Raw genomic sequence first — 24,097 nt, forward strand, 5'->3', positions numbered from 1 at the left:
AGCATATAATGCCTTCGCAACTTATGTTGTTATTCTATAATTTAAAAAACTAAGGAGAAAAATCATGCGTTTACTCGCAACCCTCATCAGCGTACTGGCATTAAGTTTAAGTAGTAGCTTGGCTTATGCAAAATTCAAAGTAGTTACCACCTTCACCATCATTCAAGACATGGCGCAAAATATCGCCGGTGATGCTGCTACCGTAGAGTCCATCACCAAGCCCGGAGCGGAAATTCATGATTATGAACCGACACCAAAAGATATTGTGAAAGCCCAATCTGCCGACTTAGTATTATGGAACGGTTTAAATCTTGAACGTTGGTTTGAAAAATTCTTCCAAAATGTGAAAGATAAACCGGCAGTTGTTGTTACCGACGGCATTGAGCCGATATCCATTCATGAAGGTCCTTATACCGGCAACCCGAATCCGCACGCTTGGATGTCTCCTTCCAATGCATTGATTTACATTGAAAACATTAAAAATGCGTTGGTCAAATACGATCCGCAAAATAAAGAAACGTACGAAAAAAACGCCGCACTTTATGCACAAAAAATCAAAGAGTTGGATAAACCGTTACGTGAAAAATTAGCTCAAGTGCCGGAAACCCAACGTTGGCTGGTTACCAGTGAAGGCGCATTTAGCTATCTCACCCGCGACTACGGTTTTAAAGAAGCTTACTTATGGCCGATTAATGCCGAACAACAAGGTACACCACAACAGGTTCGTAAAGTCATTGAAACCGTAAAAGCCCACAATATTCCGGTAGTTTTCAGTGAAAGTACCATTTCACCAAAACCGGCAAAACAAGTGGCGAAAGAAACCGGTGCTAAATACGGTGGCGTGCTTTATGTTGATTCGCTTTCCAATAAAAAGGGCCCGGTACCGACTTATGTCGATTTGTTAAATACCACCGTTTCCACTATCGCAAAAGGATTTGAAAAATAATGTCATCTAATATTGCCTCGATCTGTGTTGAAGACGTGACCGTTCGCTATAACAACGGTCACACCGCCATCCACGATGTCACCTTTCACTTAGAAGGCGGCACCACTTGCGCTCTTGTGGGTGTAAATGGAAGCGGAAAATCAACCCTATTTAAAAGTCTAATGGGGTTGATTAATCCACAACGAGGCAATATTAAGTTGTGTCATTTGCCGATTAAACAGGCGTTAAAACAAAACCTTGTCTCTTATGTCCCGCAATCGGAAGAAGTGGACTGGCAATTTCCGGTATCTGTTTATGATGTGGTGCTCATGGGACGTTACGGCTATATGAATTTCCTGCGCCGCCCAAGTGAAACCGACAAACAAAAAGTGCGGGAAGCCATGCAACGGGTGAACATTGAGCACCTTGCCCATCGTCAAATCGGCGAGCTTTCCGGTGGACAGAAAAAGCGCGTATTTTTAGCTCGTGCGCTTGCTCAACAAAGTAAGATTATTTTACTGGATGAACCTTTTACCGGCGTTGATGTGCAAACAGAAAATGCCATTGTCGATTTACTCGGGCAATTACGTAGCGAAGGCCATCTCATTTTGGTCTCTACCCATAACTTGGGTGCTGTACCGGATTTTTGTGATCAGGTGGTGATGATTAATCGTACCGTAATTGCAGCCGGCTCAACGGACACGACCTTCAACCAACATAATTTGGAACTGGCCTTTGGTGGCGTATTGCGCCACATTAAGTTGCTCGGTTCAGACCTACACGATGACGAAGATCCGCGAGCAGTGACAGTGCTTACCGATGATGAACGGGCGGCGGTGTTCTATGGTAAAACCAAAGTCGATCCACCTGCGCCGATTGTGAAACACTGTAAATCAGAGGAAAAACCATAATGTTAGATCTCTTACTGGAACCTTTTTCCTATGATTATATGGTGAAAGCCATCTTGCTCAGTTCCGCAGTAGGTGGCGTATGTGCTTTTTTATCTGCCTATTTGATGCTAAAAGGTTGGTCGCTCATTGGCGATGCCCTTTCCCATTCCGTTGTTCCCGGTGTTGCCATCGCTTATGCGCTTTCCCTGCCTTATGCATTAGGCGCTTTCTTCTCCGGCATTTTAGCTGCTGTGTCCATTTTATGGGTAAAATCCATTACCAAACTACGTGAAGATGCGGTCATCGGCTTTATTTTTACCACATTTTTTGCTCTCGGCTTGCTGATCATTTCCCTCAACCCGACTTCTGTCAATGTGCAAGATATTGTGTTAGGTAACATCCTGGGCATTGCGGATGAAGATATTATTCAAGTGGCGATTATCATCGGTATTAGTCTGATTTTATTACTCATTTTTTGGAAAGATCTGTTATTAATTTTCTTTGATGAAGTCCATGCCACTTCCGTAGGCCTCACACCGATTTATTACAAAGTGCTGTTTTTTACTTTACTCAGCGCTTGTGTCGTTGCCGCCTTACAAACCGTCGGCGCTATTTTGGTTATCGCTATGGTCATCACACCGGGCGCAACCGCTTATTTACTTACCGATCGATTTAAAACCCTTGCTATCATCGCGACTATCCTAGGTATCCTTTCCAGCGCCATTGGGGTTTATATCAGCTATTTCTTAGATGGTGCGACCGGTGCCGTCATTGTCTGTATTCAGACCGCACTTTTCCTATTGGCCTTCATTTTCTCACCAAAATACGGCTTATTACGTCAACGTAAACCGATTACGCAAGAAGAGGTGCAACAATGACCGCCATTTATCAGTGGTTCACCGAGCCTTTCGCCTATCCGTTTATGCAAAACGCATTAATCACAGCGTTATTAGTCTCCATTATTTGCGCCATGCTATCTTGCTATTTAGTGTTGAAAGGCTGGTCGTTGATGGGAGATGCGATTTCTCATGCCGTTCTACCGGGCATTGTGGTGGCCTTCTGGTTAAGTTTGCCTTTAGCTCTCGGCGCTTTTGTCGCGGGATTGCTCTGTTCTGTCTGCGTGGGATATTTAAAAGAAAATAGCCGCATCAAAGAAGATACCGCCATGGGTATTGTCTTTTCAGGGATGTTTGCTCTTGGGATTGTATTGTTTACCAAAATTGAAACGGATCAACATTTAACCCATATCTTATTTGGTAACTTGCTTGGCGTGAGCGATGCAGAAATGCTTCAAACACTGGTCATAAGTGCGGTCATTTTTCTGGTTGTTTTTTTGCGTCGAAAAGATTTTTTACTTTATTGTTTTGATGCTACGCAAGCCAAAATCGTTGGTCTATCACCTCGACTCTTGCATTACAGCTTACTGATCCTCCTCGCCTTAACCATCGTCAGTGCAATGCAAGTTGTTGGGGTTATTTTAGTCGTTGCTATGTTAATTTCACCGGGCATTACGGCATTTATTTTAACCAAACGTTTTGATTACATGATTACCATTGCATTGGTGACCTCAATCAGCACAAGTATTTTAGGCACGATTATCAGTTATCATATTGACGGCGCAACCGGTCCTTGTATCATCTTGCTCCAAGCAGCAGTATTCTTAATTGCGCTTGTGTATAGCAAAATAAAACTCAGATTTAATGTAGCACCTGAAACTCGGTAAATTCCCGTTCGCTAAGGTAATCTTCCACAAAAACTTGCGTTACCTTAGCGGTACGCGGCCCGTGATGCAACCATGCAGAAAAGGTTTCAATTTGCTCCTCGGAACCACAAGCTATCACCTCCACAGAGCCATCCCATAAATTTCGCACAAGACCTAACACACCGATTTTTTGTGCTTCGTTCCAAGTAAAATAACGAAATCCAACACCTTGTACCCGACCATAAACAAGAAAGCGTTTTTTCTGCATTTTTGTCTCCTTAATGTTGTACAAAAGCAAAAAATCCCGATTAATCTGAATTTTCTGTTTTCATTTTGCCTAATTTGGAATAGCATACAGGCTACGCTTTATGCTATAAAGTGTCATCTAATTTTAATTAATGTCCTTCAAAACAGGAGTAAATATGAAATTTCGTTTCGCTGCATTAGCTGCAACACTTTTAGCCAGTACTGCGAGCTTTGCAGGTGTGGTAACAGGTTCATCAAACATTGATTTCTTAGCCATTGACGGCCAAAAACCGAGCAAATCCCTCTTAAAAGAAACCCGCTCTTTCAATATCAACGATATGCAAAAACACCAAGTGGTGGTACGTGTATCCGAAATTGTTCAAATGGGTTCTGACCGCTCTTTATTTGAATCAGATCCAATTGTGGTGACCTTCCAAGGTTCAAATGAAGACATCGCGATTTCTGCTCCGCGTTTGCAAAATGAACGCGACATTAATGCTTTCAAAAAATCCCCTGTTATCAGCGTAAAAACCCAATCAGGCGCGAATGTTGCTAATCAACAAGAATATTTAAAGCAGGAAGGTTTCTTCCCGGCAACGAGCTTAATCAAAGACTTAGGTGAATATAATGCCTCCGGCGCACCAGCCGCCGTACCGGCATTCGCAAGTGCAACCGCAGCACCTGCCGCAGCTGTTGTTGCCGGTGGTGCAGCAAGCGGTAAAGTTAATAAAGGTAAAGTGACTTTACAAGGTGGAAACGTCGCAGAACAAATGTTGCAATATTGGTATCAACAAGCCGATAAAGAAACACAAGCGCGTTTCATTGATTGGGCTAAAAAACAAAAATAATCGGTGATCTATTCCGTTACATTTATTTGCAAAAAGTGAGCCCGCCCGCTCACTTTTTATTTTAGGAGCAATTATGCAAACAACCTATCGCACATTACCGGCAAGTAAGCACATCGCATTAGTGGCTCATGACCACTGTAAAGCAGACCTCATAAACTGGTGTAAAACCCACCGCACTTTATTGGCCAATCACACTCTATATGGCACCGGCACCACCGGTAATCTCATTCATAGGGAAACTAGCTTAACGGTAAACAGTTTGCTCAGCGGGCCTATGGGTGGTGATCAACAATTGGGCGGATTAATCGCTGAAAATAAAATTGATTTGATGGTTTTCTTTTGGGATCCCATGAATGCGGTGCCACATGATCCCGATGTGAAAGCGCTTATGCGAATCGCAACGGTGTGGAATATTCCGGTGGCGATGAATATTGCCAGTGCGGATTTTTTAATCACCTCGCCATTATTTAATAGTAACAGCGATATCCGTATTCCCGACTATCAAGGTTATTTAGCTGAACGTTTGAAATAGTGATGCTTATGAACTTAAGTTTAATTTTAAATATTCTGAGCTTTGTCCTCGGGGGCTTTATAACGACATTAGGTTGGTTATTTGCTACCGTCATGAGTGCTGCATTGATTATCACGCTTCCCTACACCCGTAGTTGTTGGGAAATTTGTAAAATGTCGTTGCTCCCCTTCGGCAATGATTTGATTCATGTTAAATATTTAGAACCCAAAAGTGCGGTGGGAAATTCCATTGGATCGTTGCTGAATATTATTTGGTTTGTGTTTTTCGGTTGGTGGCTGTTTATCTTCCATATTCTTTGTGGCATTTCCCAATGCCTTACGATTATCGGCATCCCGACCGGGTTGGCTCATTTCAACATTGCCAGAATCGCATTATTTCCGGTGGGGCAACGGGTCATCCCTAAAGACATGGCAGAGCTAATTCGTCAACGAAACGCAACACAATACGATCGTTTTTATAAATAGTGCAGAAGAGCTAAGGTTAAGCATGAATCATTGGTTTAATGCAAAAGTCATCGCCTCCATTCCTATCTTTATTGCCGTGAATCTGGCAATGATTGCCATTTGGTATTTCAACATTTCCGAGCAAAGTATGCCGCTAGTGTTGGGTATTATCGCCGGTGGTTTGGTGGATTTGGATAACCGCTTAACCGGCCGAATTAAAAATGTGTTTTACACGCTTCTCGCCTTTTCTATTTCTTCTATCAGCGTTCAACTCAGCATTAATCACAACTGGCAATTTATGCTGTTAATGACGGCGATGACCTTTGCCTTTACAATGATCGGCGCTATTGGCCAACGTTATAGTACTATCGCGTTCGGCACCTTGGTTGTGGCGTTATACACGACATTAACCTATTTGCCTGAAACCGTTTGGTATATGAATCCGCTGATGATTTTGTGCGGAACATTGCTGTATAGCGTAACAACCCTATGTGTGCATTTATTTTTCCCTAACCGCCCCGTCCAGGAAAGCGTAGCAAAATCGTTTATTGCGTTAGCAAATTACCTTAATGCGAAATCCACCTTTTTCGATCCTGACGATATCGATCAGATTGAGAATAAGCATATCACCATGGCAATGAAAAACAGCGAGCTCATTAATGCGTTTAATGACGCCAGAACCGCTCTGTTTTATCGTATTCGGGGGCAACATCGTCACAGTCGTACCACGAAAATGATTCGCTATTATTTCTCCGCACAAGATATTCACGAGCGAATCAGTTCAAGCCATTTTAATTATCAAATGCTGGCTGAACACTTAAAAAATACCGATTTGATTTTCCGCATTCAACGCCTACTGGAGCTACAAGCACAGGCGTGTCGTGATATTGCGCTCAGCTTGCAACAAAACAAAACCTATCGTTACGACTCCCGCGTGGAAAAAGCCATTAATGGCTTAAACCAATCTTTTGAGCTTTACTACAACACACACGGCACAGAAAACGAGATCCTGATTAATATCCAAACCTTGTTGGATAATTTAAAAAGCGTGGACTATCAATTACGCCATATCGATCAAGAAATAAACGAGCTTGAACAAACCGACACGGCTCAAATTTATACGGAACAAATTACCGGCCTGAAAAATATTTTATTCACCATTCGTAGCCATTTTAATTTTAATTCACAACTGTTCCGCCATGCCGTACGTTTATCTATTGTGGTTTTTATTTGTTGTACGATCGGTGAGTTTTTACCGTTAGATCGCGGTTATTGGGTATTACTCACTGCAGTATTTGTTTGTCAGCCTAACTACACCGCCACCAAATTGCGACTTAAGCAACGAATCCTCGGTACTATTCTTGGTGTAGTGTTCGGTTCTTTACTCCCCTATGCCAACCCAACCTTAGAATTACAATTAGGGCTCATTGTCCTCACTAGCACCCTATTCTTCTTTTTCCGTACCAATAATTACAGTTTTTCCACCTTTTTCATTACGTTACAGGTAATTTTCAGTTTTGACGTGATGGGATTCGATGTGGAACAAGCGCTATATTCACGGGTGATTGACACGCTCATTGGCGCCACCATTTCATGGTTTGCCGTTTCTTATTTGTGGCCGGATTGGAAATATTTACAATTGGAGAAAGTGAGTCGTCAAGCGATAAAAAGCAATGCCAAATATTTGTTGCATATCGTCAGTCAACTACAATTTGGTAAAGGAGATAATTTAAAATATCGCATTGCCCGCCGTTATGCCCATGAATATGCGGCGGCATTAAGCGCGACAATATCCAACATGAACCACGAACCAAAAAAATACCAAGCACATTTGCAGGCGGGGTTTGAATTATTAAAAATTAATTATTCTTTGCTTAGTTACATTTCCACCCTCGGCGCTTATCGCAGCAAAATGAAGCGACAGCAACAAAGCACATTCTTTTTAGCCGAATTTTACCCGGCGGCGAAGAAAATTATTTATATTTTGGAACATATTGAACAGTTGCCACCGGCAATTTTTGACAAGCTACAACAAGCGATTGAAACCGCCTTAAAAGAGGCGCAAAACCACTTAGCGCAAAAAGATAAAGCCACGCAACAATCGTCCCATATTCCCATGCAACAGCTCAACATGATAAATCAGATTTTGCCCTCGCTTTATCGTGCGATTCGGCAGTTTGACTAAACATCAATTAACATCAAAATTGCCGCATCACCGCCCCACGCTTTTGGGGCTTGGTGCAAGGCGCGTACTTTAGGGTGTTGTACCAACCAACGAGGAATTTGACGCTTTAAGGTGTAAGTGCCGTATCCCGTCATCACACTGGCACAATAAATATGCTCTTTCTCACAAGTCTGAATTAATGCCGCCAATTCCAGCTTCGCCTGCTCGCGGGTTAAGCCGTGTAGATCCAAAAAAATCTCGGGCGAAAAATCCCCTCGCCGCAATTGTTTCAATAAATGGGAGTCTTCATTTTCACGCAAATATTTGACCGCACTTTCATCGTTTAACAGCGGTTCATATTCATCAGAAAAATAAAACAGCGTGTCCTGTTGTTCACGCATATCCTTCAAGGTAATTTGAGCTTTCTTTTTATTCTGCCGAGGCGACAAAAACGTATCTTGTTTTAACTTTTTAACGCCTTTCATTTCGGCGCGAAAAAGAGAAATGTCGTCTTCATCCAACATTTTCGCTTTCCTATTTCAAATATGATATAACTAGCCCCAATTTTAACATTGATAAGAGAAAATCATGAACGAAATTACCTTTAATCAGGAATTGATTGACGATATTTATTCCTCCAGCGTACAAAACGACCTACACAGCATTAAAGATTTTCTACGCTGGACTTACACTGTTTTCAACCGTGCCGATATTTTCTACGGACATGGCTATGACAACCCTTGGGATGAAGCACAACAACTCGTGCTGGCAACCTTACACCTACCGCCAGATTTTCCAAGCGAATTGTACGATGCCCGTTTAACCATGGCGGAAAAATCAGAATTAATTCGTTTAGTCATGATTCGTTTGGAAAAACGCGTCCCTATTGCTTATTTAATTCATCGTGCATGGTTCTGCGGTTTAGAATTTTATGTGGACGAGCGGGTCATCATTCCACGCTCACCGATTGGCGGTCTCATTCAACAGCGCTTTGCAGGACTCTTAAACTACGAACCAAAACGAATTTTAGACATGTGCACCGGTAGTGGTTGCATTGCCATCGCTTGCGCCGAACAATTCCCACAAGCTGATGTAGATGCGGTTGATTTGTCTATTGATGCACTCAATGTGGCGGAAATGAATATCGAACGCCACAATCTGAGCCACCGTGTTTTCCCGATTCAATCGGATTTGTTCTCTCATTTATTGGAAGAACAATACGATCTCATCGTTGCTAATCCGCCTTATGTCGATTTGGAAGACCTCTCCGATATGCCGGAAGAATTTCATTATGAGCCGGAAATGGCACTTGGTTCGGGCAATGACGGCCTGGACATTACCAAAGAAATTTTACGCATGGCACCTAAGTATCTCGCCGACAACGGTCTATTGATTTGCGAAGTCGGCAACAGCATGGTGCATTTAATGGAACAATACCCCGATGTCCCATTCCATTGGTTGAATCTCCCTAATGGTGGCCTCGGCGTGTTTGCCCTCACCAAAACTGAATTAATGGCACATCAAGCTGCATTTGCTTAATTGATAAAAAAAGTGCGGTCAGTTTGAAAAATGTTTTTTAAACCGACCGCACTTTTTATTTAATCTCACTATTCGTCTTTTGAATCACCGCCTCCAGTAAGCCTTTTGTATTTTTCTGAATGGCTTCACTTTTCAAGGCCTTGACATCTTCCCCCCAAATAGACAAGGCTGCACCGGCAATTTTATGGGTGTCTTGCACTTTATTTTCCGTATTTTGCCCATCCCAAACACTAAGATCCCAATGATTTAAAACGTCTTTTTGAGCAAAGCTCGCATCATGAGAAAGTGTTGAAGAGGTTTTAGGATTTATATAAAGATAATAAGAATTATAATTTAAAACGGTAAAACCTTTTTCGACCAATTCCGGCAAACTCACCCGCAAATGACGACGTCGATTTGCCTCGCCTTCATCTTCCGTATCACCGTCATAACTCCAGTAGGTAATTTCAATGTCAGAGTTTAATTGATCAACGGTATTTTTAATTAAACCATCGTTCCAAATTCGGGTTTTTAATCCTTTTTCTCTTAAAAAATCAGCCAATTTATTGGCATAGGTAATAAATTCATGATTACTATTTTCATCATAACCAAACTCATCACCGCCAATATGAAAATGCTTGGTACTATCGCTAAAGGCATGAATTACCTCAGCTAATAAAGATTGCATGAAGGCAATACTATCCGGATTGGTAATGTTAATTTCCTCATCATTTTGTGGTGATTTTAACGATTGAAGATAATTTTTTCCTTTTTCTTTTTTTAATAACGTAAAAATCGCCGTCATGTGATTCGGGCTATCTAATTCGGGAATTAGCTCAACGCCTTTTAATTTTGCATATGCTTTAATATCATCAAGCTGTTGGTAACTCAAAAATGGCTTATTGGTGTAAGGATTAATATAAATTCCTCTTTTATCTTGAATCGCATTTTCCACACGCTGATTCAGCAACCGACTTTCTAAAGCATAATTTTCGTGATCGGAAAAATGTAAATGCAGAAATGTCCCGCCCGACTGGCTAATAGTATCAATAAAAGATTTAATAACTTCAGGCGGATAAAAGTGCCTTGCAATATCCAGCATTAATCCGCTTTCTTTTAAAGCTGTTTTTTGCATAGATAGTGCATTGATATTGGAGGTATCAGAAGATGTCTTTACATCGGCAAGACTATTTAACGGGTTCAACAAAAGCAAAGATGGGAGTAAAAAGATAGTTTTTTTTATATTTTTCATAAAAGCCTCAAAAAAGGAAAGAATGCAATAAAACACCTTAATTTTTCACCGCACTTTAATTTATTTTAATATTATTTAGCTGACATAAAAATCTAATTTATTCAATGATAACTGCAGACCAAGTTTGCAAGATGGTCGCTTTACACCATAACTAAAAAGCGTACAGCCTTCGATAAAATGAAAAGAATTGTCAAGATATTGATATTTTTCATGGGGTGAGATGAGTGCCACACTTATACCCCCTCAAAATATTGCGAATCCTACAACCAACGCCCCTCCATGCGCAAGCGATTTATCATGTATCAAATAAAAAATTCATTGTGTTATCAACGCAATATAAATAAATCACATAAAAGCCACCGTGCATTGTATAATACGCCCGATTTTCAATTTGTAGTTCGCAAACCTCCTACATAAAAAAACTAGGTATCACATGACATTTCCTCTTTTCTTTCCAACCACCTCTGTGATTGCCGATGATATTTTATGTTGGCGGACGGTTTAGATCATTATTAACCACATTAACAGGCTGATTATGTTTAAAGTTTCTAAAGAATTTAGTTTTGATATGGCTCATTTGTTGGATGGGCATGACGGGAAATGCCAAAATCTGCACGGGCATACGTATAAATTACAAGTTGAAGTGTGCGGTAATTTATATGCAAGCGGTGCCAAACAGGGCATGGTGATTGATTTTAGCGATCTCAAAAGCATTGTAAAACGTGCCGTTTTAGACCCTATGGATCATGCTTTCATTTACGATCAAACCAGCGAGCGGGAAAGCAAAATCGCCACATTGTTACAACAGCTGGATTCCAAAACCTTTGGTGTACCGTTTCGCACGACGGCCGAGCAGCTGGCACAGTTTATTTATCGTCGTTTGAAAGACGAAGAAAATCTGCCGGTTTCTGCCATCCGTTTATGGGAAACCCCAACGTCATTTTGTGAATATGAGGAATAAGTACAGTGCAAAAAATTGACGTTTTTACGCCTTCTTACAATATCGTTGAGATTTTTGAGAGCCTACAAGGTGAAGGGTTTAACACCGGTATGCTAAGCATTTTTGTACGTTTCGGTAAATGTAACCTCGCCTGTCCTTGGTGCGACACTAATTACAATCAATTTGAACGCATGACTTTAGCGCAAATCATGGAAGAAGTGCGGTCATTTTCCGCAAAGAATATTATTATCACCGGTGGCGAGCCGACCATTGTGCCGAATATTGAGCTTCTGCTGGATCAAATGAAATCGGAGGGCTATTTTCTTGCCATTGAGACGAACGGCTTGAAACCGATTCCCACACAAATTGACTATATCGCCACCAGTCCGAAACGGTTATATCAACATAAATATGAACAGCGTTGTATTGAATTTGCCGATGAAGTACGCATTGTTGCAGACGGCGATGTCCGTGATTTTTGTGCGTTAATTGAAGAGAACATTCAGGCGACTCGCTACTACCTTTCCCCTTGTGAAATCAACGGTAAAATGAATTTGCTGGAAACCATTACCCAATTAGGTTTATTAAACCAACGCCCCAACAAGCCCAAGTGGTTATTAAGTGTACAAACGCATAAATTAATTGGCATAGCATAAATTTCTTGTCGAAAAAACTTAAATTTAGCTTGATCGTTATATATTAAATTGTATAATGAAGTCGTTTTTATTTAAGATAGTCGTCATTCTTAAACACAGTGGCCGGTGCAAAAACTCCCCCACGTCTTTGTTAAAAGATCTTCGCATCGGCCATTTTTTTCTTCTTATTCCACGCTAAAGCCATTATTATTACGCCATTCTTTTTCTTTATTCAGAGAACGTTTATGCAAAATTTAGCCCTAGAAAATCTGCTTAATCAAAAGCTCAATAGCGATACTATTAACGACTACGCACCAAATGGCTTACAAGTGGAAGGCAAAGCCGAAGTAAAAAAAATCATCACCGGCGTCACCGCCAGCCAAGCCCTAATTGATTATGCCGTTGAGCAAAAAGCCGATGCATTGCTCGTTCATCATGGTTATTTTTGGAAGAGCGAAAATCCTTGTATCCGCGGCATGAAAGGCAAGCGAATCAAAACCTTATTAGTCAATGAGATCAATTTATATGGCTATCATTTGCCTTTAGATGTTCACCCCGAACTCGGCAACAGCGCCCTACTTGCCCGCTTACTTGGCATTGAAAATCTTCAACCGTTAGAACAAAACGCCGTCAGCATTCCGGTGTGGGGCACCTTAAAAGAACCGTTAACCGCCGAACAATTTGCCGAACGCATTGAACGTGTGTTAAACCGCAAGCCGTTAATTTGCACGGAAAACGGACCGCACTTTATTAGTAAAGTCGGTATTTGTACCGGCGGCGGACAGGGATATATCGATCTTGCCGCAGCACAAAATTGTGACGCTTTTATCACAGGTGAAGTCTCTGAACAAACCATTCACTCCGCCAGAGAGCAAGGGATTCATTTCTTTGCTGCCGGGCACCATGCCACCGAACGTTACGGCATTAAGGCGCTCGGCGAATGGTTGGCTAAAGAACACGGTTTTGACGTGGAATTTAAGGATATAGATAATCCGGCTTAACTGGTTAAACCAAAAACCGCCACATTGCTCAAGACCGGCAAAACAAGTATAATCTTGCCACTTTTTAACTCAAACAATTAGGAATAACTATGGGTTTCTTAACAGGTAAACGTATTTTAGTCACAGGTCTCGCCAGCAACCGCTCTATCGCTTACGGTATCGCTAAGGCCATGAAAGAACAAGGTGCAGAATTAGCCTTCACTTATTTAAATGAAAAATTACAACCGCGTGTTGAAGAATTTGCCAAAGAATTTGGCGCAAACATCGTTCTTCCGTTAGACGTTGCCACCGATGAAAGCATTCAAAACTGCTTTGCAGAATTAAGCAAACACTGGGATAAATTTGATGGTTTCGTACACGCCATCGCATTCGCACCGGGCGATCAATTAGACGGCGACTATGTGAATGCGGCAACCCGTGAAGGTTATCGCATTGCCCACGACATCAGCGCATACAGTTTTGTAGCAATGGCGCAAGCAGCACGTCCATATTTGAATCCTAACGCGGCATTATTAACCCTTTCTTACTTAGGTGCAGAACGTGCTATTCCAAACTATAACGTGATGTGTTTAGCCAAAGCCTCTCTTGAAGCGGCAACCCGTGTGATGGCAGCAGATTTAGGCAAAGACGGCATTCGCGTGAACGCCATTTCCGCAGGCCCGATTCGTACCTTAGCGGCTTCCGGTATTAAAAACTTCAAGAAAATGTTGGCAACCTTCGAGAAAACCGCTGCATTACGCCGTACCGTGACCATTGAAGATGTGGGCAACTCCGCAGCGTTCTTATGCTCTGATTTAGCCTCCGGGATCACCGGTGAAATCGTCCATGTTGATGCAGGCTTCAGCATCACCGCCATGGGCGAGTTAGGCGAAGAATAATTTTTTCTTCCTTTATTTTATCGGCAGGTTTTTTAACCTGCCTTTTCTATTTGTAAGGCGGATTTTAATCCGCCATTTTATGACGGCTTTGGCGGACTCCACTCTGCCCTACGATAAGAATAATTATGTTCCAAGATAATCCATTACTCGCACAACTCAAACAACAAATTCACGATAGCAAAGAACGCGTGGAAGGCATAGTAAAAAGCACCGATAAGGCTTATGGCTTTTTGGAATGCGACAAAAAAAGCTATTTCATCTCCCCTGTCGCTATGAAAAAAGTGATGCACGGCGACAAAATCAGCGCCACTATCGAAAAACAAGGCGATAAAGAACAAGCGGAACCGGAAGCCTTAATCGAGCCGATGCTTACCCGTTTTATCGCGAAAGTGCGGTTCAATAAAGACAAGAAATTGCAGGTGCTTGTTGATCACCCTAACATTAATCAGCCCATTGGCGCCGCGCAAAGCAAAGCCGTCAAAGAAGAATTACAGGAAGGCGATTGGGTTGTGGCAACCTTAAAAACCCACCCTTTGCGCGACGATCGTTTTTTCTATGCGCAAATCACTCAATTTATTTGCCACGCTGATGATGAACTGGCACCTTGGTGGGTGACCCTTGCGCGTCACGAACAACCGCGTGAACCGGTACAAGGACAAGATCACTATGAAATGCAGGATCAAGAAACGCGCGAAAATCTGACCGCACTTCACTTCGTCACTATCGACTCTAAAACCACGCAGGACATGGACGACGCCTTGTATATTGAGCCTATTGCCTCAAACGGTGAACAAACCGGCTGGCAATTAGTGGTGGCAATTGCCGATCCAACTGCTTATATCGCTCTGCATTCACAAATCGAAAAAGACGCCAAACAACGTTGTTTCACCAATTATCTACCCGGCTTCAATATTCCGATGTTGCCACGGGAACTTTCTGATGAGCTTTGTTCCTTAAAACCTCATGAAACCCGTCCGGCATTGGTTTGCTACATTCAAACAGACTTACAGGGCAACATCAGTGCACCGGCAAAATTTGTGTTAGCCGATGTGCAATCAAAAGATAAATTGACGTACAACCAAGTTTCCGATTACTTAGAAGGCAAAGACAATGCTTGGCAGCCGGAAAATCCGGAAACGGCACAGCAAATTCAGCGGTTGCATCAATTCACCCTAACCAGAACGCAATGGCGCAAAACCCACGCACTGCTTTTTAAAGAAAAACCGGATTATTCTTTCGTGCTGGCAGAAAATGGCAAAGTACAAGATATTAAGGCGGAGTATCGCCGTATTGCCAACCAAATCGTGGAAGAATCCATGATTATCGCGAATATCTGCGCCGCCCAATTTTTACATGAAAACCTGCAATGCGGTATTTTCAACACGCACAGCGGATTCGATAAAAAATTCTTGGAAAACGCCCACAATTTCTTGTTAGCCAATTTAGCCAATGATGAAAACAAAGCGGACTTACAAACCCGTTATGCGCTAGAAAATCTTGCAACCTTAAACGGCTATTGCCAAATGCGCCATGATATAGAACCGATTGAAGGGGATTATTTGGAATTCCGCCTGCGCCGTTTCCTCACTTTCGCAGAATTTAAAGCAGAATTGGCACCGCACTTTGGTTTAGGCTTAAAGGGCTACGCCACATGGACATCGCCAATCCGCAAATATTCCGATATGGTAAACCATCGCTTAATCAAAGCCTATTTAGCCAACCGCGATTTTGCCAAACCGGAAGAAACGGTACTTGCCCGTTTGCAAGAAGCTCGTCGCCAAAATCGTTTGGTGGAACGTGATATTGCCGATTGGCTATATTGTCGTTATTTGGCGGATAAGGTGGAAAGCAAAGTCGAATTTGAAGCCGAAGTACAAGACGTCACCCGCGGCGGCTTGCGTGTCATGCTGTTGGAAAACGGAGCCTCCATGTTTATTCCGGCCTCCACACTCCATGACAACCGAGAGGAAATCACCATAAATAATGATGAAATAGCCTTCTACATTAAAGATCAGCGCCAATATAAAATCGGCGATCTTATCCGTGTGCAACTAACCGAGGTAAAAGAAACCACGCGAAGTATTATCGGAACCGTCTTAAAATAACGCCAAAGTGCGGTTGAATTTTGGGATGTTTTATTCTTTAAAATACAATAAAAAAATTCACCGCACTTTTAACAAAAAAATCCTGCCCTAACATACGTTAAAGCAGGATTTTCTTTTGGATTAGGATTAATTAACCGCGGCAGCTTTGGCAAGCAGCTTGGAACATCCAGATCAATTTTTCTTGTTCTTTGATGTAGTCACTCATTTGTGATGAGGTACCTTCATCATCAGCATCAGATGCCAAGCTTAAAATTTCACGTTGTTGGCCAAGTAATACTTTAAAACCGTCCAATATGCCTTTTAAGCAATCTGCCGCCGTGCTAACCGCAATCTCTTCTTTAATACGAGATTGGCTTAAATATTGACTAAATCCGTTTGCCGGCGTGTGACCTAATGTTAAGATGCGCTCGGCAATTTCATCAACTTTTTCTACAAGATCCGTGTAAATTTCTTCAAATTTTGCGTGAAGTTCAAAAAAGTTAACACCTTTAATGTTCCAGTGATAACCACGTACATTGGTGTAGAAAACTTGATAAGTGGCTAATAATTCATTTAACTTGGTTGCTAATACTTCTGATTGTGCTTTATCTAAACCGATAGATGTTTTTGACATAATATTTCTCCTCTAGGATTGTGATTTATGTTTGATTGAAAATAAAACGAGTAAAACAAATGCCGTGTTTCTCGTTTTTTGTTGGCGTAAGTATAGAAAAAAGCAGATAATAGCGGAAATTGTTACATTCAATAGAATTGATAGTTTATACATATAGAATAATCAAAATTCCAACAACAAAACCTATCAAAGGGACACTCCATGGAAAATAACGCTGAAACAGAATTAGCCTCCGAGCAAAAAACAAAACGCAAAAAAGCATTCGGCATTTTCTTTTTCATCCTAATCATCACTACTGCACTTACTGCTTTATATTGGTTCTTTTTTCTTAAAGATTATCAAAGCACGGAAGATGCCTATGTCAATGGCAATCAAATAATGATTTCATCACAAGTCGCAGGCAATGTGCGTCAAATTAATGTTGAAAATATGGATTTTGTGCATGCGGGAGATGTGTTACTTGAGTTGGATGATACGGATTACCAACTGAGTTTCAGCCAAGCACAAAACACATTAGCCGGTGCGGTACGCCAAATTTCGCAGCTTGGCTACACCGTTAAACAACTGGAAGCAACTGTTCAAGCCAACCAAACGGCGTTGACGAAAGCACAAGGCGATTTAGCGCGCCGTGAACAGTTAGGGAAAAGCGGAGCGATTGATAAAGAATCGCTACAACACGCCAGAGAAGCGGTAATGACAGCGGAAGCCAACTTAAAAGCCGTTAAAAACCAACTTGCTGCTAATAAATCCTTATTAATGAATGTACCACTGAAAGAACAGCCGGAAATTCAAAAAGCCATCAGTTCCGTAAAACAGGCGTGGCTCAATTTACAACGCACTAAAATCACCAGCCCGATTGATGGCTATGTGGCACGCCGAAGCACGCAAGTGGGACAAAAAGTCGCCGTGGGGAGTGCTCTGATGGCGGTCATTGCCAACGACCAAATGTGGGTGGATGCCAATTTTAAAGAAACCCAACTCAAAGATATGCGAATTGGGCAACCCGTGAAGTTATCTTTTGATTTATACGGCCATGATGTGAAATTTGATGGCAAAATAGAAGGTATCGAAATGGGCACCGGTAGCGCATTTTCTGTGTTACCCGCACAAAATGCCACTGGCAACTGGATCAAAGTGGTACAACGTGTCCCTGTTCGCATTAGTTTGGATCCGCAACAAATTACCCGCTACCCGCTACGCATTGGCTTATCCACCTTAGTGGAAGTCAATATTGCCGATACAAAGGGAGAAATGTTATCGCAGCAAAAACGTACGGCGCCACTTTATGCTACCAACACGCTCAGCTATGATGAAAGTGCGGTGGAAAATTTGATCGAAAAAATTATTCGCGATAACACAAACTAGGATTTGGCATGATGCAAAAACCGGTTGAAGGTGTCGCTCTCGGCATAATGACATTAGCACTATCACTTGCCACCTTTATGCAAGTGTTAGATTCAACTATTGCTAATGTTGCCATCCCAACAATTTCAGGTGATCTTGGTGCCTCATCAAGCCAAGGCACTTGGGTTATCACCTCATTTGGTGTAGCAAATGCCATATCTATTCCCATCACAGGTTGGCTCGCCAAACGTTTTGGCGAAGTAAAATTGTTTTTAATTGCCACCGCACTTTTTATTTTCGCCTCTTGGTTATGCGGCATTTCCCATAGCTTGGAAATGCTCATTGTGTGTCGTGTGTTCCAAGGCTTGGCGGCAGGTCCGATTATTCCGCTGTCACAGAGTTTACTACTCAATAACTACCCACCGGAAAAACGGGGCATGGCATTGGCATTTTGGGCGATGACTGTCGTTGTCGCGCCGATTTTCGGGCCCATTCTCGGCGGTTGGATCAGTGATAATTTACATTGGGGTTGGATCTTCTTTATTAACGTCCCCGTGGGTATCATTATTATTGGTGCCAGTTGGAAAATTTTGATGCCTCGGGAAAGTAAAATTCAACATAACCCAATTGATATAGTTGGATTAGTGCTATTAGTACTTGGTGTCGGTTGTTTACAATTAATGTTAGATCAAGGGCGTGAACAAGATTGGTTCAACTCCGCTGAAATCATCATTCTTGCCGTCATTTCCGCCGTGACGTTAATCGCACTCGTCATTTGGGAACTCACGGACGACAACCCTGTGGTGGATATTTCCCTGTTCAAGCAACGCAATTTCAGCGTCGGCTGTCTGTCCACCAGCCTTGCCTTTTTGGTTTATCTGGGGTCTGTGGTGCTCATTCCCTTGCTGTTGCAACAAGTTTATGGTTATACCGCCACTTGGGCAGGTTTAGCATCAGCACCTGTGGGCTTATTCCCGATTTTATTATCACCATTAATCGGTAAATACGGCTATAAAATCGATATGCGAATTTTAGTCACCGTCAGCTTCATTGTTTATGCCATTACATTCTACTGGCGCGCCGTCACGTTTGAACCGGGAATGTCCTTCGCCGATGTGGCATTACCGCAACTTGTGCAAGGCCTGGCTGCAGCTTGTTTCTTTATGCCGTTAACCTCAATCACCCTCTCCAATTTACCGGCTGATAAAATGGCCTCCGCCTCCAGTTTATTTAACTTTTTGCGTACCTTGGCAGGATCTATTGGAACATCATTAACCACTTTCTTATGGTACAACCGCGAAGCCGTACACCATAGCCAACTGACTGAAATCGTGACAAATTACAATCCAATCGTCCAACAATACTATCAAACAATGGAACGTTTCGGCATAAGTGAAGAACAAACTTCCTCCATGCTTGCCCGTAATATCACATCGCAAGGTTTTATCATCGGTGCCAATGAAATTTTCTGGTTATCTGCCATTATGTTTTTAGTGTTGTTCATTTTGGTCTGGTTTGCCAAACCACCTTTCGGAAGCCGTCAATAAAGTGCGGTCAAAAAAGAAATATTTTTCATTTTTATTTACAAATCAATTACAAACACCTATAGTAATGCCCGTTAGTCGGGGTGCTCCGTTATTCAAATAGCGGAGCTGAGAAATACCCGTGAACCTGATACAGTTAGCACTGACGTAGGAAACTAATGCACTTCACTCTGCTTTTCAATGGGTTTATTTCAAGCCCGTTTTCCCCGTTTAGATGTTGACTGGTTTTGTTTTTCAATCTAACCGAGGATTAAATCAATGACCAATCTTTCTAAAAATTATTCACCACTAAAAACATCCTTAAAAACGACCGCACTTTGCTTGCTTCCGATGCTGTTTTATACGCACAATGCCCAAGCGGAAGGCAAACTCACCGTTTATTGCAGCGTACAAAATGTGACCTGCGAAAAAGTCACGAAACGCTTTGCCGAAAAATACAATGTCGATGCACAATTTGTACGAAACAGCACCGGCACCGTGCTCGGTAAAATCAAAGCAGAAAAAGAGAATCCACAGGCGGATGTGTGGTTTGGCGGTACTTTTGAGCCGCACTTACAAGCCGCCGACCAAGGTTTACTCGCGACGTACCGCTCGCCATTACAAAAAAACATCATGCCGCAATTTAAGAAATTAATGGATAAACGAGGCGATTACACGTCGATCATTTATTTAATGGAAGTTGCCATCGGCGTGAATACGGAAAAATTAAAACAGCTCAATATTCCGGAGCCGAAATGTTTTGCCGATTTGCTCAAACCGGAATTCAAAAATCAAATTCAATATGCCGATCCTCGCGTGTCCGGTACGGGCTATTCTCTTCTGACGACATTAGTGCAGCTTTGGGGCGAAGAAAAAGCGTTTGATTACTTGAAAAAACTCAACGCTAACGTGGCACAATATTCTAAAAGCGGCTTAGCCACCGGTAACTTAGCCACCGGCGAAGTGGGCGTTGATATTGCCTTTATGCACGGCTATGTACGTGAAAAAGGCAAAGGCGCGCCGGTAAAAGGCATTTTGCCTTGTGAAGGCGTAGGCTACACATTAGGATCGGTAAGCATCATCAAAGGCGCACGCAATCTTGAAAATGCTAAACGCTTCGTGGACTTCGTCCTTGACACCGAAGCGCAAGAAATCCCATGGAGAGAATCCGACTCTTACCAACTTCCAACGAATATCTATGCAAAAGTGTCACCTAAATCTAGCGATCCAACCAAATTAAATTTATTGGATATTGACTTCATCCGCTTTGGCGCTGACGCAGAAAGCAAACGCTTAATTGAGCGTTGGGTTGAAACAGTCAAAGGAGAAAAATAGCAGAGAGAAAAGTGCGGTGGAAATTTTAATCGTTTACAGCTTATATTACATAGAATATAAATCATAAATTATACTTTACAAGATATAAAACAAACTTTATACTTCATAGCGTATAAAATAATTTCTATACGCTATAGCGTATGAGGAGTCACAATGGTTATCACCACCGCAAAAATGCTTTCTCATGTCATTCGGGAATTTCGCTATCAAGGCGATCTGTCACAAACTGATGTTGCTAAACTCGCCGGAACGACCCAAGCTAGAATTTCAGCGTTTGAGAATGAGCCGGAGCGTACTAAATTAGAAACACTATTTAAAATTCTGGCTGGACTAGAACTAGAGCTTATTGTGCAACCACGCAAAAAGTCATCTGATACTGCCCATTCAATCAAAGAGCCAACAGCAACATACGATGACGATGAGGCATGGTGATGAGTAACTCGATTCTAAACGTTGCTATGAATGGTTTGTTAGTCGGTGAATGGCGAAAACTCACCAGTGGCGCAACCGAATTTCAGTATGCGGAAAAATGGCTTGAATCTGTTCGCTCACGCCCTATTTCATTGTCACTGCCCTTGTCGCATAAAATTTATCGAGGAGATTCCGTTTACAATTTCTTCGATAATCTCCTTCCAGACAACGAGCAGATTCGTTCACGCATTCAACAACGTTTCCAAACCTCTACGAAATCCCCATTTGATTTACTTTCGGCAATTGGACAGGATTGTATCGGCGCAATTCAGCTTTATCAGGGAGAAAGCCACTCAGTACGCCAAATTTATGCAGAACCGCTAAATGACAAAGAGGTGGAAAACGTGCTGAAAAACTACCGCACTTTTCCTCTCGGCATGGAAGAAAGCGAGGATTTCCGAATTTCTTTAGCCGGCGCTCAGGAAAAAACAGCGCTCCTTTATTATCAGAATCAATGGCAGCGCCCTTTGCATTCCACCGCGACCAGCCATATTTTTAAACTCCCGATTGGTATGGTGGCACAAGGGCAACTTGATCTTTCCGGTAGCTGTGAAAATGAATGGCTTTGCTTGAATATTATGAAAGCCTTCGGTTTGCCGGTTCCTCGAAGCCAAATTCAGTATTTCGGTGAAATGAAAGTGCTGATTGTGGAGCGCTTCGATCGCCGTTGGTCTGAAAATAGAAGTTGGCTAATTCGTTTACCACAGGAAGATATGTGCCAAGCACTCAACATTGCCCCTGCGCGAAAATATGAAAATGACGGCGGGCCGAGTATTCTTCAAATTATGTCGCTTCTCAACGGTTCATCCAACACCCAAGCAGATCGCAAGCAGTTTTTTAAAGCGCAAATTATTTTTTGGTTACTTTGTGCTATTGACGGCCATGGCAAAAATTTCAGTTTATTTTTGGAACAAGAGAATCGCTATCGTCTAACGCCTTTTTATGACGTGATGTCCGCCTATCCGCTCATCAAACACAACGGACTACAAAAGCAAAAAGTCAAAATGGCAATGGCGTGGCACGGAGAAAATAAACATTATTTATGGGATAAAATACAGCTCCGCCACATTTTCAACACCGCCAAACTCACAGGCTTGGCAAAGGAAACCGTAGAAGGCATTTTGCATGAGATCAGAACTCTATATCCAAGAGTAAGTGAAATAAATACCCATGGATTGCCTGATGAAATTGTCGAGCCTATTTTAATGGGATTAGAAATGCAGATGAAAAAGATAAGTTAAAAAAGTGCGGTGGAAATTCACCGCACTTTTTACTATAAGAATCTAATTTGTATATTTAACTTAATAAAAAACTCGCTATTTCTTTCATAAATATAACCAAAATCATGTCTTGACGAACTCGGTGTATCAAATTTTGTATTATGGTATAAATAGTCTTCAAAAGAATTCTTACTATAAATATGATAACAAAGAATTTCTCCATCCTCTTTTACTACCAAATATCCGCCTATTGCATCATATTTCCCTAACCAAACATCATCGGGACGCATACCTAAAGCGACATCATTAAGAAAGTGTTTTACTTTATATTCATAATAATTATGGTTACAGGATAAATTATAATTTAAGGGATTTAATCTACTAATATGCTCCGTCACATCATCTATTTTATTTAGTTTAGAAGAATAGTAAACCAATATCATCTCAGCAAAAATATCAGGTAACTTGGTATCTATTAATGTAAGATTATTAGAAAATCTTACAATTTTCAACTTTAACAAATTCTAATTTACCGCCTTGAGAAAAAATTTCTTTTACTCTATCCATTATTCCATCAAGAGAATTAATACATTCAATATTATTTCCAAGGCTCTTTATTTTAAAAATAAAACTAGTATTTATACCATCATTAAAAAATATCAATCCCGATCTAATAACTCTATACATCTAATAACTTTCTATCCTTTAAAAATATTTTCTCTATGAAATTGTAAAAAATCTAAACTTGGTATAAGCCGTTCTGGCAAAATAATTTCTTTATTTTCATAAGACTTAAACCACTGCATAGTATTTTCTGAGGAATAGAGTTGATGAGATAAGGTAACTCTAAAATTTTCATCTAACGTAAACAATCCTCTATCAAAGGCTTTATCATGAAGGGCGTTAAGACACAATCCATTTTGTGGATTCAAGCGATTTTCCACATCATCTTTCCAAGGCTTAATATGACTCGCAATTAATAGTTCAGGAATTTCAATACCAGTGATACAACAACGATAATTATAAGCAGCTAAAACACTATCTCTAAAAAAAGATTGGTTCATGCGCACATTTACTTCTCTTTTTTCTTCTTTCCCATGGAAAAGATTATATCCCGACATTAATGATGCGTCCGGTACTTTCTGCTCTTTATTTAAGAATTGATTGACAACATGCTGATACACTTCATCAAGTAGGTTCCACCTACCTTCAAATTCTAGCCAGACATTTCTATCTAATTGGCTTGCGTTAGATAAACCACCAATATTTTTTTCACGTAACGTCTTATCAAAACTCCCTAAATTACCGATCTTCATTGTTAATGCTGATGGCGTTCGTCCTATTAAGGCAGCATATTCTTTAATTAAAGGATGAAACTTATTAACCTTGCTAAAAGGAATCGTAAAATAGAGATAAAGTGCAACAATGACTTCATCTCTCGTCCAGTTTTTACGTTTGTCATTCATTTGATTCTCCAAGTATAAAAAAACAGCTAACCCATTTTCATAGATT

General features: G+C 41.4%; 25 protein-coding genes and 2 riboswitches. Of the genes, 19 read left to right on the plus strand and 6 right to left on the minus strand.

The features are described 5' to 3' along the window. Nucleotides 1–64: 64 nt before the first annotated feature. Genes afeA through DK428_RS10440 form a run of 4 tightly spaced genes read left to right on the plus strand, consistent with a single transcriptional unit; the run spans nucleotide 65 to nucleotide 3,538 of the window. On the plus strand, nucleotides 65–946 hold the full coding sequence (afeA, locus tag DK428_RS10425) for an iron ABC transporter substrate-binding protein AfeA (RefSeq protein ID WP_109059386.1): 882 nt from the start codon (nucleotides 65–67) through the stop codon (nucleotides 944–946). Next, nucleotides 946–1,836: an ironABC transporter ATP-binding protein AfeB gene (afeB, locus tag DK428_RS10430; protein WP_109063838.1), complete on the plus strand. Its 891-nt coding sequence runs from the start codon at nucleotides 946–948 to the stop codon at nucleotides 1,834–1,836. Before afeA ends, afeB begins: the two co-directional genes overlap by 1 nt. Then, entirely contained in the window at nucleotides 1,836–2,693 is an 858-nt protein-coding gene (gene afeC / locus DK428_RS10435) for an iron ABC transporter permease subunit AfeC (protein ID WP_005703695.1), read from the plus strand. Before afeB ends, afeC begins: the two co-directional genes overlap by 1 nt. After that, nucleotides 2,690–3,538 (plus strand): metal ABC transporter permease, encoded by an 849-nt coding sequence (locus DK428_RS10440; RefSeq protein ID WP_109063839.1) that lies wholly within the window; start codon nucleotides 2,690–2,692, stop codon nucleotides 3,536–3,538. The genes afeC and DK428_RS10440 overlap by 4 nt, the downstream gene beginning before the upstream one ends. Here the strand turns inward: DK428_RS10440 and DK428_RS10445 are convergent. Next, complete coding sequence (locus tag DK428_RS10445) at nucleotides 3,513–3,785, minus strand: acylphosphatase (RefSeq protein ID WP_109063840.1); 273 nt, start codon at nucleotides 3,783–3,785, stop codon at nucleotides 3,513–3,515. The genes DK428_RS10440 and DK428_RS10445 overlap by 26 nt on opposite strands. Before the next feature lie 154 nt (nucleotides 3,786–3,939). On the opposite strand from DK428_RS10445, the gene DK428_RS10450 reads away from it, so the two are divergent. From DK428_RS10450 to yccS, 4 genes are all read left to right on the plus strand, one after another. Continuing rightward, nucleotides 3,940–4,611 (plus strand): curli polymerization inhibitor CsgI-related protein, encoded by a 672-nt coding sequence (locus DK428_RS10450; RefSeq protein WP_109063841.1) that lies wholly within the window; start codon nucleotides 3,940–3,942, stop codon nucleotides 4,609–4,611. Between the two features lie 73 nt (nucleotides 4,612–4,684). Continuing rightward, on the plus strand, nucleotides 4,685–5,143 hold the full coding sequence (gene mgsA / locus DK428_RS10455) for a methylglyoxal synthase (RefSeq protein ID WP_050693439.1): 459 nt from the start codon (nucleotides 4,685–4,687) through the stop codon (nucleotides 5,141–5,143). A gap of 2 nt (nucleotides 5,144–5,145) precedes the next feature. Then, nucleotides 5,146–5,607, plus strand: a complete 462-nt coding sequence (locus DK428_RS10460; RefSeq protein WP_109063842.1) for a YccF domain-containing protein — start codon at nucleotides 5,146–5,148, stop codon at nucleotides 5,605–5,607. Nucleotides 5,608–5,629: 22 nt separating this feature from the next. Further along, nucleotides 5,630–7,771 carry a YccS family putative transporter gene (gene yccS / locus DK428_RS10465; protein WP_109063843.1) on the plus strand — a complete coding sequence of 714 codons (2,142 nt, stop codon included), beginning with the start codon at nucleotides 5,630–5,632 and terminating at the stop codon, nucleotides 7,769–7,771. On the opposite strand, the gene smrB is transcribed toward yccS, so the two are convergent. Next, a complete protein-coding gene (smrB, locus tag DK428_RS10470; RefSeq protein ID WP_109063844.1) occupies nucleotides 7,768–8,274 on the minus strand; it encodes an endonuclease SmrB in 507 nt (168 codons plus the stop codon). The two genes, yccS and smrB, sit on opposite strands and share 4 nt — an antisense overlap. Before the next feature lie 64 nt (nucleotides 8,275–8,338). On the opposite strand from smrB, the gene prmB reads away from it, so the two are divergent. Continuing rightward, nucleotides 8,339–9,289, plus strand: a complete 951-nt coding sequence (gene prmB, locus DK428_RS10475; protein WP_109063845.1) for a 50S ribosomal protein L3 N(5)-glutamine methyltransferase — start codon at nucleotides 8,339–8,341, stop codon at nucleotides 9,287–9,289. Between the two features lie 55 nt (nucleotides 9,290–9,344). Here prmB and DK428_RS10480 read toward each other — a convergent pair whose 3' ends face one another. Continuing rightward, nucleotides 9,345–10,370, minus strand: a complete 1,026-nt coding sequence (locus tag DK428_RS10480; RefSeq protein WP_204352436.1) for a family 20 glycosylhydrolase — start codon at nucleotides 10,368–10,370, stop codon at nucleotides 9,345–9,347. Nucleotides 10,371–10,907: 537 nt separating this feature from the next. Next, nucleotides 10,908–10,952, plus strand: a riboswitch (PreQ1 riboswitch). Between the two features lie 103 nt (nucleotides 10,953–11,055). Here DK428_RS10480 and queD point away from each other — a divergent pair. The 5 genes from queD to rnb all read left to right on the plus strand — a co-directional run bounded on the left by queD (nucleotide 11,056) and on the right by rnb (nucleotide 16,079). After that, nucleotides 11,056–11,481 (plus strand): 6-carboxytetrahydropterin synthase QueD, encoded by a 426-nt coding sequence (queD, locus tag DK428_RS10485; protein ID WP_050693434.1) that lies wholly within the window; start codon nucleotides 11,056–11,058, stop codon nucleotides 11,479–11,481. Nucleotides 11,482–11,486: 5 nt separating this feature from the next. Beyond that, entirely contained in the window at nucleotides 11,487–12,116 is a 630-nt protein-coding gene (locus tag DK428_RS10490) for a 7-carboxy-7-deazaguanine synthase QueE (RefSeq protein WP_109063846.1), read from the plus strand. 224 nt (nucleotides 12,117–12,340) lie between these two features. After that, nucleotides 12,341–13,096, plus strand: a complete 756-nt coding sequence (locus DK428_RS10495) for a Nif3-like dinuclear metal center hexameric protein (RefSeq protein ID WP_109063847.1) — start codon at nucleotides 12,341–12,343, stop codon at nucleotides 13,094–13,096. A gap of 89 nt (nucleotides 13,097–13,185) precedes the next feature. Further along, on the plus strand, nucleotides 13,186–13,974 hold the full coding sequence (locus tag DK428_RS10500) for an enoyl-ACP reductase FabI (RefSeq protein WP_005703676.1): 789 nt from the start codon (nucleotides 13,186–13,188) through the stop codon (nucleotides 13,972–13,974). Nucleotides 13,975–14,099: 125 nt separating this feature from the next. After that, nucleotides 14,100–16,079, plus strand: coding sequence for an exoribonuclease II (rnb, locus tag DK428_RS10505; RefSeq protein ID WP_109082687.1), 1,980 nt, complete (start codon nucleotides 14,100–14,102; stop codon nucleotides 16,077–16,079). Nucleotides 16,080–16,209: 130 nt separating this feature from the next. Here rnb and DK428_RS10510 read toward each other — a convergent pair whose 3' ends face one another. Beyond that, on the minus strand, nucleotides 16,210–16,692 hold the full coding sequence (locus DK428_RS10510; protein ID WP_109063850.1) for a Dps family protein: 483 nt from the start codon (nucleotides 16,690–16,692) through the stop codon (nucleotides 16,210–16,212). Between the two features lie 201 nt (nucleotides 16,693–16,893). Between DK428_RS10510 and DK428_RS10515 the strand changes: the two genes are divergently transcribed. The 5 genes from DK428_RS10515 (at nucleotide 16,894) to DK428_RS10535 (ending at nucleotide 22,606) form a co-directional block, all read left to right on the plus strand. Then, nucleotides 16,894–18,057, plus strand: coding sequence for an EmrA/EmrK family multidrug efflux transporter periplasmic adaptor subunit (locus DK428_RS10515; RefSeq protein ID WP_109063851.1), 1,164 nt, complete (start codon nucleotides 16,894–16,896; stop codon nucleotides 18,055–18,057). 8 nt (nucleotides 18,058–18,065) lie between these two features. After that, nucleotides 18,066–19,583, plus strand: coding sequence for a DHA2 family efflux MFS transporter permease subunit (locus DK428_RS10520; RefSeq protein WP_109063852.1), 1,518 nt, complete (start codon nucleotides 18,066–18,068; stop codon nucleotides 19,581–19,583). Between the two features lie 66 nt (nucleotides 19,584–19,649). Next, nucleotides 19,650–19,751: riboswitch (TPP riboswitch) on the plus strand. An 87-nt stretch (nucleotides 19,752–19,838) separates the two neighbouring features. Further along, nucleotides 19,839–20,894 (plus strand): ABC transporter substrate-binding protein, encoded by a 1,056-nt coding sequence (locus DK428_RS10525; protein ID WP_109063853.1) that lies wholly within the window; start codon nucleotides 19,839–19,841, stop codon nucleotides 20,892–20,894. Nucleotides 20,895–21,047: 153 nt separating this feature from the next. Continuing rightward, on the plus strand, nucleotides 21,048–21,326 hold the full coding sequence (locus tag DK428_RS10530; protein ID WP_109063854.1) for a helix-turn-helix domain-containing protein: 279 nt from the start codon (nucleotides 21,048–21,050) through the stop codon (nucleotides 21,324–21,326). Next, nucleotides 21,326–22,606 carry a type II toxin-antitoxin system HipA family toxin gene (locus DK428_RS10535; RefSeq protein WP_109063855.1) on the plus strand — a complete coding sequence of 427 codons (1,281 nt, stop codon included), beginning with the start codon at nucleotides 21,326–21,328 and terminating at the stop codon, nucleotides 22,604–22,606. The genes DK428_RS10530 and DK428_RS10535 overlap by 1 nt, the downstream gene beginning before the upstream one ends. 32 nt (nucleotides 22,607–22,638) lie before the next feature. Here DK428_RS10535 and DK428_RS10540 read toward each other — a convergent pair whose 3' ends face one another. Both DK428_RS10540 and DK428_RS10545 read right to left on the minus strand, forming a co-directional pair. After that, the gene (locus DK428_RS10540) at nucleotides 22,639–23,106 is read right to left on the minus strand and encodes an HpaII family restriction endonuclease (RefSeq protein ID WP_239493764.1); all 468 of its coding nucleotides are present in this window, start codon (nucleotides 23,104–23,106) and stop codon (nucleotides 22,639–22,641) included. Between the two features lie 177 nt (nucleotides 23,107–23,283). After that, the gene (locus tag DK428_RS10545; RefSeq protein WP_109063856.1) at nucleotides 23,284–24,051 is read right to left on the minus strand and encodes an HNH endonuclease; all 768 of its coding nucleotides are present in this window, start codon (nucleotides 24,049–24,051) and stop codon (nucleotides 23,284–23,286) included. Nucleotides 24,052–24,097 lie beyond the last annotated feature (46 nt).

This window comes from Aggregatibacter kilianii (genome assembly GCF_003130255.1).
Taxonomy (GTDB): domain Bacteria; phylum Pseudomonadota; class Gammaproteobacteria; order Enterobacterales; family Pasteurellaceae; genus Aggregatibacter; species Aggregatibacter kilianii.

What these genes read in the sequence shown, in the direction of transcription:
- afeA (WP_109059386.1), top strand. Translation starts at nt 65, where the DNA reads ATGCGTTTACTCGCAACCCTCATCAGCGTACTGGCATTAAGTTTAAGT.
- afeB (WP_109063838.1), top strand. Translation starts at nt 946, where the DNA reads ATGTCATCTAATATTGCCTCGATCTGTGTTGAAGACGTGACCGTTCGC.
- afeC (WP_005703695.1), top strand. Translation starts at nt 1,836, where the DNA reads ATGTTAGATCTCTTACTGGAACCTTTTTCCTATGATTATATGGTGAAA.
- DK428_RS10440 (WP_109063839.1), top strand. Translation starts at nt 2,690, where the DNA reads ATGACCGCCATTTATCAGTGGTTCACCGAGCCTTTCGCCTATCCGTTT.
- DK428_RS10445 (WP_109063840.1), bottom strand. Translation starts at nt 3,785, where the DNA reads ATGCAGAAAAAACGCTTTCTTGTTTATGGTCGGGTACAAGGTGTTGGA.
- DK428_RS10450 (WP_109063841.1), top strand. Translation starts at nt 3,940, where the DNA reads ATGAAATTTCGTTTCGCTGCATTAGCTGCAACACTTTTAGCCAGTACT.
- mgsA (WP_050693439.1), top strand. Translation starts at nt 4,685, where the DNA reads ATGCAAACAACCTATCGCACATTACCGGCAAGTAAGCACATCGCATTA.
- DK428_RS10460 (WP_109063842.1), top strand. Translation starts at nt 5,146, where the DNA reads ATGCTTATGAACTTAAGTTTAATTTTAAATATTCTGAGCTTTGTCCTC.
- yccS (WP_109063843.1), top strand. Translation starts at nt 5,630, where the DNA reads ATGAATCATTGGTTTAATGCAAAAGTCATCGCCTCCATTCCTATCTTT.
- smrB (WP_109063844.1), bottom strand. Translation starts at nt 8,274, where the DNA reads ATGTTGGATGAAGACGACATTTCTCTTTTTCGCGCCGAAATGAAAGGC.
- prmB (WP_109063845.1), top strand. Translation starts at nt 8,339, where the DNA reads ATGAACGAAATTACCTTTAATCAGGAATTGATTGACGATATTTATTCC.
- DK428_RS10480 (WP_204352436.1), bottom strand. Translation starts at nt 10,370, where the DNA reads ATGCTGGATATTGCAAGGCACTTTTATCCGCCTGAAGTTATTAAATCT.
- queD (WP_050693434.1), top strand. Translation starts at nt 11,056, where the DNA reads ATGTTTAAAGTTTCTAAAGAATTTAGTTTTGATATGGCTCATTTGTTG.
- DK428_RS10495 (WP_109063847.1), top strand. Translation starts at nt 12,341, where the DNA reads ATGCAAAATTTAGCCCTAGAAAATCTGCTTAATCAAAAGCTCAATAGC.
- DK428_RS10500 (WP_005703676.1), top strand. Translation starts at nt 13,186, where the DNA reads ATGGGTTTCTTAACAGGTAAACGTATTTTAGTCACAGGTCTCGCCAGC.
- rnb (WP_109082687.1), top strand. Translation starts at nt 14,100, where the DNA reads ATGTTCCAAGATAATCCATTACTCGCACAACTCAAACAACAAATTCAC.
- DK428_RS10510 (WP_109063850.1), bottom strand. Translation starts at nt 16,692, where the DNA reads ATGTCAAAAACATCTATCGGTTTAGATAAAGCACAATCAGAAGTATTA.
- DK428_RS10515 (WP_109063851.1), top strand. Translation starts at nt 16,894, where the DNA reads ATGGAAAATAACGCTGAAACAGAATTAGCCTCCGAGCAAAAAACAAAA.
- DK428_RS10520 (WP_109063852.1), top strand. Translation starts at nt 18,066, where the DNA reads ATGATGCAAAAACCGGTTGAAGGTGTCGCTCTCGGCATAATGACATTA.
- DK428_RS10525 (WP_109063853.1), top strand. Translation starts at nt 19,839, where the DNA reads ATGACCAATCTTTCTAAAAATTATTCACCACTAAAAACATCCTTAAAA.
- DK428_RS10530 (WP_109063854.1), top strand. Translation starts at nt 21,048, where the DNA reads ATGGTTATCACCACCGCAAAAATGCTTTCTCATGTCATTCGGGAATTT.
- DK428_RS10535 (WP_109063855.1), top strand. Translation starts at nt 21,326, where the DNA reads ATGAGTAACTCGATTCTAAACGTTGCTATGAATGGTTTGTTAGTCGGT.
- DK428_RS10545 (WP_109063856.1), bottom strand. Translation starts at nt 24,051, where the DNA reads ATGAATGACAAACGTAAAAACTGGACGAGAGATGAAGTCATTGTTGCA.